The sequence below is a fragment of the Dactylosporangium sp. NPDC049140 genome, from assembly GCF_040648435.1.
In genome coordinates this window covers 311870-321355 of record NZ_JBEZDS010000006.1, presented here as the reverse complement: position 1 = coordinate 321355, position 9486 = coordinate 311870, and the positions used below count along the sequence as shown (strand labels likewise).

11 protein-coding genes are annotated in these 9486 nt (G+C 76.2%); 6 read left to right on the top strand and 5 right to left on the bottom strand.

The genetic code is table 11. The features are described 5' to 3' along the window. Positions 1–98: 98 nt before the first annotated feature. Positions 99–833, bottom strand: coding sequence for a GntR family transcriptional regulator (locus AB0B76_RS13655; RefSeq protein WP_360374327.1), 735 nt, complete (start codon positions 831–833; stop codon positions 99–101). Between the two features lie 92 nt (positions 834–925). Between AB0B76_RS13655 and AB0B76_RS13650 the strand changes: the two genes are divergently transcribed. From AB0B76_RS13650 to AB0B76_RS13625, 6 genes are all read left to right on the top strand, one after another. Then, entirely contained in the window at positions 926–1579 is a 654-nt protein-coding gene (locus AB0B76_RS13650; protein ID WP_360374325.1) for a putative N-acetylmannosamine-6-phosphate 2-epimerase, read from the top strand. Continuing rightward, entirely contained in the window at positions 1576–2451 is an 876-nt protein-coding gene (locus tag AB0B76_RS13645) for an ROK family protein (protein ID WP_360374323.1), read from the top strand. The genes AB0B76_RS13650 and AB0B76_RS13645 overlap by 4 nt, the downstream gene beginning before the upstream one ends. Before the next feature lie 80 nt (positions 2452–2531). Then, on the top strand, positions 2532–3038 hold the full coding sequence (locus AB0B76_RS13640) for a SigE family RNA polymerase sigma factor (protein ID WP_360374321.1): 507 nt from the start codon (positions 2532–2534) through the stop codon (positions 3036–3038). Between the two features lie 29 nt (positions 3039–3067). Continuing rightward, on the top strand, positions 3068–3715 hold the full coding sequence (locus AB0B76_RS13635) for a hypothetical protein (protein ID WP_360374319.1): 648 nt from the start codon (positions 3068–3070) through the stop codon (positions 3713–3715). An 84-nt stretch (positions 3716–3799) separates the two neighbouring features. Continuing rightward, complete coding sequence (locus tag AB0B76_RS13630; protein ID WP_360374317.1) at positions 3800–5293, top strand: serine/threonine-protein kinase; 1494 nt, start codon at positions 3800–3802, stop codon at positions 5291–5293. Between the two features lie 93 nt (positions 5294–5386). After that, on the top strand, positions 5387–6109 hold the full coding sequence (locus AB0B76_RS13625) for a hypothetical protein (protein ID WP_360374315.1): 723 nt from the start codon (positions 5387–5389) through the stop codon (positions 6107–6109). A gap of 34 nt (positions 6110–6143) precedes the next feature. Here AB0B76_RS13625 and AB0B76_RS13620 read toward each other — a convergent pair whose 3' ends face one another. Genes AB0B76_RS13620 through AB0B76_RS13605 form a run of 4 tightly spaced genes read right to left on the bottom strand, consistent with a single transcriptional unit; the run spans position 6144 to position 9482 of the window. Next, the gene (locus AB0B76_RS13620) at positions 6144–6851 is read right to left on the bottom strand and encodes an SDR family oxidoreductase (protein WP_360374313.1); all 708 of its coding nucleotides are present in this window, start codon (positions 6849–6851) and stop codon (positions 6144–6146) included. Continuing rightward, positions 6851–7675: a 5-deoxy-glucuronate isomerase gene (gene iolB, locus AB0B76_RS13615; RefSeq protein ID WP_360374311.1), complete on the bottom strand. Its 825-nt coding sequence runs from the start codon at positions 7673–7675 to the stop codon at positions 6851–6853. Before iolB ends, AB0B76_RS13620 begins: the two co-directional genes overlap by 1 nt. Then, complete coding sequence (locus AB0B76_RS13610; RefSeq protein ID WP_360374309.1) at positions 7675–8814, bottom strand: glycoside hydrolase family 88 protein; 1140 nt, start codon at positions 8812–8814, stop codon at positions 7675–7677. The genes iolB and AB0B76_RS13610 overlap by 1 nt, the downstream gene beginning before the upstream one ends. Beyond that, positions 8811–9482: a hypothetical protein gene (locus AB0B76_RS13605; RefSeq protein ID WP_360374307.1), complete on the bottom strand. Its 672-nt coding sequence runs from the start codon at positions 9480–9482 to the stop codon at positions 8811–8813. Before AB0B76_RS13605 ends, AB0B76_RS13610 begins: the two co-directional genes overlap by 4 nt. Between the last annotated feature and the right edge of the window lie 4 nt (positions 9483–9486).

Sequence of the window (9486 nt, the reverse complement as noted above, 5' to 3'; positions counted from 1 at the left end):
TCGCCCTCGCCGCCGCCTACGCCGGCCACACCTGGGGCCTCGGCCGCCTCTGGGCCAAGCTCCCCTTCATCCAGCGCAACCGCTGGCTCATCTGATCTCTACTCGCCCCCCGCACGGCGGCCGGCTCCCGATCGGGAGCCGGCCGCCGTGGTCACGTCGATCTCGAACGAGTAGCGGTCGCCGCGGTACGTGGACGCGGCCCGCTCGACGGGGCGGTCGCGCTCGTCGAAGGCGGTGCGCTCGACCAGCAGGGCCGGGCTGAACGGCGGGGCGTCGAGCAGCGCGGCCGCCGCGGCGTCCAGGACCGTCGCGCGGATGGACTGCTCGGCCCGCGCGATCCGGATGCGGTACCGCCGGTGCAGCTCCGCGTACAAGGAGCCCTCGACCGTCGTGAGGCCGGGCACCAGGGCCGCGGGGAGGTACGTGTGCTCCAGGCACATCGGGATCCCGTCCGCGGTCCGCACGCGCTCCAGGTGCAGCACCTCGCCGGCCGGGCTCAGCGCCAGGGCGAAGCCGATGTCCGGGCCCGCCGCCACGAGCTCGGCGACCCGCAGGACCGACCCGGGCGCGAGGCCGCGCCGGCGCATGTCCTCGGTGAACGACGTCAGCTCGATGGTCTTGGCGATCGGCGGCCGGGCGACGAAGGTGCCGGCGCCCTGCACGCGGTACACCCGGCGCTCCCGCTCCAGGCGGTCCAGGGCCTGCCGGACGGTCATGCGGCTCACGCCGAACGCCTCGGCCAGGTCACGCTCGGGCGGCAGGCGCTCGTCCGGGCCCAGCTCGCGCTCGATGAGCCCCTCAAGGTGCGCGCGCAGCTGCTCGTGCTTCGTCACGCAACCTCCCATGGTCCGTACCACATGAATGCTAGCGCAGCGACGAGGGCAGACGCTACGGTAATTGGACTAGACCAATCCTGGAGGATCAGATGTTTGACGCCATCGCCGGTGGGCTCGTGGTGTCGTGCCAGGCGCCCGACGGGCACCCGCTGCGCTCGCCCGACGTGATCGCGCGGCTGGCCCGGTGCGCGGCGCTCGGCGGGGCCGTGGCGGTGCGGGTGAACGGCCCGCAGGACGTGCGCGCGGTCAAGGCCGCCGTCGACCTGCCGGTCATCGGGCTGCACAAGGTCAGGGCGGCCGACCGGTACCTCATCACGCCGCACCGGCCGCTGGTCGAGGACCTCGCCGCGGCCGGGGCCGACATCATCGCGGCCGAGGCGACCGGCCGCGGCGACCTGTCCGTCGCCGAGCTCGTGCGGTGCACGCACGACCTCGGGCTCCCGCTCATGGCCGACGTCGCCACCGCGGCGCAGGGCCTGGCCGCGTGGGCGGCCGGGGCGGACCTCGTGGCGACGACGCTGTCCGGGTACACGACGGACAGTCCACAGGGGACGCAGCCGGACCTCGCGCTGGTGTCCAACCTGGCCGTGGCCGGGGTCCGCACGGTCGCCGAGGGCCGGCTCGCCACCGCGGCGCACCTGCGGGACGCCTTCGCCCTCGGCGCCTTCGCGGTCGTCGTCGGTACCGCGATCACGGACCCGATGGCCCTGACCCGCGACCTCGTCACCGCGATCGCGCGGTGAAGACGGTGCTCGGCATCGACATCGGCGGGACGAAGATCGCCGCCGCGCTCGTGTCCGCCGACGGCACCACCGGCCCGCTGCACCGCGTGCCCACCCCGGCGCGCGAGGGCCCGGCCGCGGTCCTGCGGGCCGCCGCCGAGCTCGGCCGCCGGGTCATGGGCGACGCCCCGGTCGCCGCGTGCGGGGTCGGCACGGCCGGGGCGGTGGACCCGCACGGGCGCATCGCGCACGCCACCGACTCGCTGCCGGGCTGGGCCGGGACCGACGTGCGGGGCGGGCTGGCCGCGGCGCTGGGCCGGCCGGTGCTGGTGCGCAACGACGTGCACGCGCTGGCCGTCGCCGAGGCGGCCTGGGGCGCCGCGGCCGGGGCGGGCACCGTCCTCGTGGTCGCGGTGGGCACGGGCATCGGCGGCGCCGTCGTGGCCGGCGGCGAGCTCGTCACCGGGCGCCTGGGATTGGCCGGCAGCATCGGCCACCTCCCGGCCGCCGCCGCGCTGGGCCGCCGCTGCGGCTGCGGCGCGCTCGACCACGTCGAGGCCTACGCGGCCGGCCCGGCGATCGCCGCGGACCACGCCCGCCGGGCCGGCCTGGCCGCGGTGCCGCCGCTGGAGTACGTGGACCCGGGCGCCGCGGCGGTCGCGTTCGCCGCCGGGGTCCTCGGCCGGGGCCTGGCCGCCGCCGCGAACCTGCTCGACCCCGACGCGATAATCCTGGGCGGCGGCGTGCTCGGCCTCGGCGAGCCGTTCCGGGGCCTGGTCGTCGCGGCCCTGCGCGCGGCCGCCCTGCCCGGGGTCGCGGACGTGCCGGTACGCGCTCCGGCGCTCGGCCCCGCGGCCGTCCTCGCCGGAGCCGCGCGGCCGCTCCTGGGTTAGCGGCGAAGTTTCCTCGGCGACCGCCCAACCGATGCCGGGCCGCGCCCGTCTGTCGGGTGTCAGGGGCGAAAGGAGACGACGTGACGAACGAACGGGACGAGCAGTTCCGGCAGTACGTCCAGGCGCGAAGAGCCGGGCTGCTGCGCACGGCCCGGCTGCTCACCGCCGGCGACCACCACCTCGCCGAGGATCTGGTGCAGGCCACGCTGACGAAGCTGTACGTCAAGTGGCCGCGCTACCGCCGGGCCGGCAACCCGGGCGGGTACGTGTACCGGATCATGGTGAACACGCTGACCGACGAGCGACGGCGCCCGGCCGCGCAGCGCGAGCGACCGGCGGCGGTGCTGCCGGACGTGGCGCAGCCCGAGCCGGGCGTTGACCGCGAGTCGGCCGACGAGCTCGTCGCCGCGCTGCGCGGCCTGCCACCGCGCATGCGGGCGGCGGTGGTGTTCCGCTACTTCCACGATCTCGACGTCGCCGGGACGGCGGCCGCCCTGGGCTGCAGCCAGGGCACCGTGAAGAGCCAGACGGCCCGCGCGCTGGAGCTGCTGCGCGCGAGCCTCGTCCCGGTCGGCCTACGGCCCTGACGACCACATCACCACGCGAAGGGGCACTCATGGACACCGACCTGCACGACCGCCTCGACCGGCTCGCCGGCCCGGCCGCGCCGCCCGGCCCGGACACGCTCGAGGCCGACCTGACCCGGGGCCGCACGGCCCTGCGCCGCCGTCGCCTCGGCCGCCTCGCCGGCGCGTCCGGCCTGGCCGCCGCGGTGCTCGCGGCCGCGCTCGCCTACCCCGCGGTCCGGGACGCCCGGCCCGCCGCCCCGGCCGGCACCGGCACCGCGGGCACGACCGCGACCGTGCACCTGGTGGCGTACACGGGCACCCAGCCGGCGGGCTTCACCATCGACGAGGTGCCGCAGGGCTGGGAGGTCCAGGGCGTGGACCGCTACGGGCTGACGCTCGCGCCGGTCGGGATCGCGGACCGGGAGCCCGACTCGTTCGTCGGCAAGATCGCGATCATGGCCCAGCGCTCCGTGCCCGGCGACGTCGCGCGGCAGGACGTGACCGTGCAGGGCCGCCCGGCCCTGCTCGTCACCATGAAGGACGACACCCGGCCGTCGACCCTGTTCGTCCGGCAGGACAACGGGGTGTACCTCGTGATCCAGGTCTGGGAGTCGCTGGGCTGGACCGGCGGCGACATCGTCCGCTTCGGCGGCGGCGTGCACATGCAGCCCGGCGCCCTGGACACCGCGGGCTGAGCCGGCCACCCTTCCCCATCGCCGATCGTGATCGTGATCGAACGGTGATGCTTAGCCACGCGTCGATGGGGAATGGTGGGCTGCGTGGAGCGGCAGGTGCTGGGCGGGCGGTACCAGCTCGACGACGTGGTGGGCATCGGCGGCATGTCGACCGTGTGGCGCGCCCGCGACCGGGTCCTCGACCGCGACGTCGCGGTCAAGCTGCTCTCCGGCCGCTACGCCGCCGACGCCGCCGCCCGGCAGCGCATCCGCGTCGAGGCCCGGGCCGCCGCCGCGCTCGCCCACCCGAACGTCGCGCAGGTCCACGACTTCGGCGAGAACGTCGAGGCGGGCCGGCGCACCCCGTACGTCGTGATGGAGCTCGTCCCCGGCCCGACCCTGGAGGAGCGCACGGCCGCCGGCCCGCTGCCGCCCGCGGTCGTGCTGCGCGTCTGCGCCGAGGTCGCCGCCGGGCTGGCCGCCGCGCACGCCGACGGCCTCGTGCACCGCGACGTGAAGCCGGCCAACGTGATCCTCGCCCCGACCGGCGCCAAGCTCGTCGACTTCGGCATCGCCACCGTCGCGGGCCCGGCCGGCGCCGCCGAATCCGACGACGAGCTCTTCGGCACCCCCGACTACCTGGCCCCGGAGCGGCTCACCGACGACATGGTGACCCCGGCCTCCGACGTGTACTCCCTCGGCGTCCTGCTGTACCGGCTGCTGGCGGGCCACCAGCCCTGGCCGGCGTCCGGCGCCGCCGACCTGCTCGTCGCGCACCTGGAGACCGACCCGGCCCCGCTGCCGGACCGGCCCGGCGTCCCGGCCGAGGTCGCCGAGCTGTGCCGCCGGTGCCTCGCCAAGGACCCGGCCGCCCGCCCCACCGCCGGCGAGGTCGCGACCGCGCTGGCCGCGGCGGCCGGCATCCGCACCGTCACCGACGACCTCGCCCACCGGATGGCCCCGCCCGCCGTCGACGGCGGCTCCTCCACGATCCTCGTCCGCCTCACCGCGACGGCGGCCGCCCACCGCCGCCGCGCCCGGCTGGCGGCCGCCGGCGTGCTGGCCGCGGCCGCCGCCCTCATCGCCGGGCTGGTCATCGGCGGCCCCGGCCGCACCCGGTCGGCCGCCGCGCCGCCGCAGCCCCCCGTGCCCGCGCCCGCAACGGTGGGCGGCGGCGCGGCGGCCCCGCCCGCGCCGGGCCCGGCACCGTCGGCGAAGGCGTCGGCGACCCTCGCGGTGGTCCCCGGAACCGGCGCGACCGGCGCGACCACCGGCGCCACGACCAGGGCGGCGCCTCCGGTCGCCACCACCGCGGCGCCCGCCGGGAGCCCGGCGCCGGCCCCGACGGAGGCCGCGCCGACGGTGCCGGCGCAGACCTTCACCTCGGAGGGCGGCACGATCCGGGCCGGCTGCACCGCGGACGGCCGCGCCGAGCTGCTGTCGTGGACCGCGACCGCGCCGTACCGGGTCGACCGGGTCGACTCCGGCCCGGCCGCCGCGGCGTCCGCCGCCTTCGCCCGCGGCAACATCGTCGTCGACATGACCGTGACGTGCACCGGCACCGCCCCGGCGGAGACGACGACCCGGCGCACGAAGTAATGCCCGCATTACCCCGCGGACTCCCCCCAGCGTGCTGGTCCGCGGCGGCCGGGTCGGCCAGGCTGAGGCCGTCCCCCCGCCGAAGGAGTTCCGATGCGCAAGCTGGTCGCGCTCGCCCTGGCGCTCGTCGCCGCGTTCGTCTTCGCCCCCGGGCCGCTGGCCGCCGTCGGGCCGGGCCACGGGCTCGGCGACCCGCAACGGCTCGGCACCGCCCTGCGCGGGGCGTTCGCCGGCTCATGGAGCGCGGGCCGCCGCAGCCCGGAGCTGGCCCGGGTGGTCGACTACTGGCTGCGGTACCACCTGGTCAAGGCCGTCATCGCCGCGCTGCTGCTCGCCGCGCTCGTCGCGATCGCGCTCCGGCTGCGGCACTGGGCCGCCGCGTCCGTCGTGGCCGGGGCCGGGCTGCTCGCGCTCGCGACGGTGATGGCGAACGTGCAGGGGGCCATCGCGCCGTTCTCGTCGCTGCTGCCGATGCTCCTCGAGGGCCCGGACGCCGAGCACGGCGTGCTCGCGCAGGTGCGCCGGGAGCTGGCCGCGGGCGGGACGGGCCGCCCGCTGCTGCGGAGCATGGTCGGGGACTTCGCGCGGTACCACGAGGCCATGGCCGTCATCGCCGCGCTCGTCGCCATCGGGCTCGTCACCGTGAGCGTGGTGCTGTGGCGGCGCTTCGCCGCCACGAGGGCGGCCGTGTCCGCTGCGCTCGGGGCGGTGACGGCGCTCGCGTCGCTGGCGGCGCTCGTGATCGTGGTCGCGAACACGAGCACCGCGAACGACCCGGCGCCGGCCCTGGCCGCCCTGTTCGACGGCGGCTGGTGAGCACGACGGCCGGTGAGCACAACGGCCGGTGAGCTCAGCGCGCGAGCCAGCCCCCGTCGACGGCCAGAACGGTGCCATGGACGTACGCCGCCGCGTCCGAGCACAGGAACACCAGCGCCCCGGCCAGGTCCTCCGGGGTGCCCCAGCGGCCCGCGGGAATGCGGTCCGAGATCGCGGCGAACCGGGCCGGGTCCGCGCGCAGCGGGGCGGTGTTGTCCGTCTCGATGTACCCGGGCGCGATGGCGTTGACGTTCACGCCCCGCCCGGCCCACTCGTTGGCGAGGGCCTTGGTCAGGCCGGCCACCGCGTGCTTCGACGCCGCGTAGGACGCGACGCCCACGCCGCCCTGGAAGGACAGCATCGACGCCACGTTCACGATCCGGCCGCCGCCCGCGGCGAGCATCTTGCGGCCCGCGGCCTGGCACAGGTGGAATACCGCGTCGAGGTTCACGGTCAGCACGTCGTCCCAGTCGGGCCCGGACATCTCGGCCGAGGGCGAGCGCCGGATGATGCCCGCGTTGTTGACCAGGATGTCGACGCGGTCCAGCGACTCCACGGCCGCCGCGATCCCGGCCGGGCCCGCCGTGGCCAGGTCGCACTCGACGTCGGCGCCGGTGCGTCCCAGCAGTACCACCTCCGCGCCCGCCTCCGCGAGGGCCGTCGCGAACCCGCGGCCGATGCCCCGGTTGCCGCCCGTCACGAGCGCGACGCGGCCGTCCAGCCGGAATGCGTCCAGGATCATCAGTGGCCCAGGTCGCGGAGCATGGGCACGGTGCGGCCGACCCACGACAGGTTGACGTCCTCCAGGGCGCCCTGGGTGCGCTGGGTGCCGGCCAGGACCCACAGGTAGTAGGTCGTGTAGCCGGGCGCGCTGACCACCGTGTGGTAGCCCTCGGGCATCATCTGCATGCCGTGGTCGCGGGCGGTGAAGTTCTCCTCGTAGCCCTCGTCGGTGTACATGCGGCAGATGCCGAACCCGTCGGACGGGTTGACGCGGAAGTAGTACATCTCCTCGTGCGCCGCCTCGGCCGGGAGGTTGTCGTGCTTGTGGCGGTGCGGCGGGTACGTGCTCCAGTTCCCCGACGGCGTGTAGGTCTCGCCCACGATGAGCCGCCGCGCGGGCAGGCCGGGCTGGGAGATCTCGGTCAGGATCTGGTGGTAGGTGCGGCCGAAGTTCGCCGCGCCCCACCGCCCGCTCGCGACCTTCGCCGGCTCGATGACGTACGGGTCGGTCGCCAGGTCGCTGGGCGCGCTCGGCAGCGCGATCTCGACCGCCGAGTCCGCCTCGACGGTGACCTCGGCCCCGGCCGGGATGTACACCGAGTGCGGCTTGCCCCCGAAGACGTTCGGGCGGCCGCCCACCTCGACGAAGCGCGCGGCGCCGACGGTGAAGGTCGCGGTGCCGCCGAGAATGACGGCCAGGATCTCCCGGTCGCCCGACGCGAAGGTGGTGCTCTGCCCGGCGTCGAGCCGCAGCAGCGAGAAGTCCAGCAGCGAGCAGGGGTTGAACGGCAGCGCGTTGCGGCCGCGCTCGGCCGGGATGTAGCAGTGGTACTTGTACTGCATCAGTGCTCCTCGTTCAGCCAGGGTGCGGTCCAGCCGGGCCGGGTCGCGCGGGTCAGTGCCTCGAGATAGAAGTAGTCGCCCCAGAGGGTGCCCTCGTCGACGCCGACGCCCTTCGGTTTGTCGTAGACGCCGTGGCGCAGCAGGGCGTTGGAGTCCGCGCCGGCCCCGTAGGCGGCGATGAGCGAGGCGAGGATGCGGTCCGCGGCCGCCGCGTACGACTCGTCCCCGAGGGCCGCGGCGAGCTCGTGCAGGCCGCCGAAGGCGATCGCGGCGGCCGAGCTGTCGCGCTCCTCGCCGCTGCCGTCGCCGAAGACGAGGTCCCAGTACGGCACGTGGTCGGCCGGCAGGCGGGACAGGAACCGGTCGGCGCAGCGGCGGGCCGCGTCCAGCAGCGCCGGGTCGCCGGTGTGCCGGTAGTTCAGCGTGAAGCCGTAGATGCCCCAGGCCTGGCCGCGGGCCCAGCAGGAGTCGTCGGCGCTGCCCTGCTCGGTCTCCCCGCGCAGCGGCGCGCCGGTGACCGCGTCCCAGTAGAACGTGTGGAACGTGGTGCCGTCCGGCCGCAGGATGTGCAGGCGCAGCTGCTCGGCGTGGCGGCGGGCCGCGTCGGCGTACCGCACGTCGCCGGTGACCCGGGTCGCCCAGAACAGCAGCGGGGTGTTCATGAGGCTGTCGATGATGGTCCGCCCGCGCTGCCCGGCGTTGTCGAGGTCGCCCCAGGCCTGGATGATCCCGGCCGGCTCCAGGACCCGGGTCAGCAGGTGGTCGGCGGCGGCGAGGGCTGCCGCGCGGGCCGTCTCGTCGCCGGTGCGCCGCCACGGCACCACGCAGGAGAGGGTGTACAGGAAGCCGAGGTCGTGCGTGTCGATGTCGACGCGGCCGTGGATGCGCTCGGCGAACCCGGCCACGTGCGCCTCGGCCTGGCGCCGGTAGGTCTCCTCGCCGGTGAGCTCGTACGCCAGCCACACCATCCCGGGCCAGAAGCTGGTCGTCCAGCCCACGTTGGCCCCCCGTGGCCGATAGCGCTGCCCGACGGTCGTGTCGCCCGGGTAGCCCGCCCCGAACTCGGTGAGGTTGGCGTCGATCGTGCGCAGTGCGGCGGCGACGGCCCCGCGAAGGGGCCGGACGTCGGTCGACGTCATGTGCGGTTACTCCTCAATGGTTCCAGTGCGGCCCGCAGCGCGTAGCGGCTGTTGGCCCAGATGACGTAGAGCAGCGGCGCCGCGGCCAGGCCGAGCGCGACCGCGGGGCGCGCGGCGAGCAGGGTGAGCAGCAGCGCCAGGACGACCAGCGAGAGCAGGGTCAGCGGCCAGTGCCGGACGCCCAGGTACACCGAGGCCCGCAGCACGTCGCGGACCCGGGCGGACGGCCGCTCGGCCAGCGCCGCCAGCCCGTGCAGCGCGGCCGCGACGACGAGCACCATCCCGGTGACCAGCACCGGGATCGCGACCGCGCCGACCGGGCGGCCCCAGGCGGCGCGGGCGTCGACGCCGAGCACCACGAGCACGGCCGCGGCGAGCGCGCCGAGCGTCGCCGCCCGCCGGAACGAGGCCCGCCAGGCCCGCGCGAACGTGGCCACGACGGCGGTCGAGCGCGTCTCGCTGTAGCCGGCGAAGACCGCGAACACCCCGCAGAGCCCGGGCGCGGCCACCGGCGCGAGCAGGGCCAGCAGCGGCCACGAGCGCGACGTGTCGGTGGCGAACGCGACGGCGAGCACCGGCGCGGCGCCGAGCACGAGCATCAGGTTGGTCGCCAGGCCCAGGTACAGGATGTCGAAGGCCGTCCCGATGGTGTCGTGGCGCAGGCGCATCGCC

Excerpts from the sequence above, each read along its gene's own strand:
- AB0B76_RS13650 (WP_360374325.1), top strand. The coding sequence starts at position 926 with ATGTTTGACGCCATCGCCGGTGGGCTCGTGGTGTCGTGCCAGGCGCCC.
- AB0B76_RS13635 (WP_360374319.1), top strand. The coding sequence starts at position 3,068 with ATGGACACCGACCTGCACGACCGCCTCGACCGGCTCGCCGGCCCGGCC.
- AB0B76_RS13625 (WP_360374315.1), top strand. The coding sequence starts at position 5,387 with ATGCGCAAGCTGGTCGCGCTCGCCCTGGCGCTCGTCGCCGCGTTCGTC.
- AB0B76_RS13620 (WP_360374313.1), bottom strand. The coding sequence starts at position 6,851 with ATGATCCTGGACGCATTCCGGCTGGACGGCCGCGTCGCGCTCGTGACG.
- iolB (WP_360374311.1), bottom strand. The coding sequence starts at position 7,675 with ATGCAGTACAAGTACCACTGCTACATCCCGGCCGAGCGCGGCCGCAAC.
- AB0B76_RS13610 (WP_360374309.1), bottom strand. The coding sequence starts at position 8,814 with ATGACGTCGACCGACGTCCGGCCCCTTCGCGGGGCCGTCGCCGCCGCA.
- AB0B76_RS13605 (WP_360374307.1), bottom strand. The coding sequence starts at position 9,482 with ATGCGCCTGCGCCACGACACCATCGGGACGGCCTTCGACATCCTGTAC.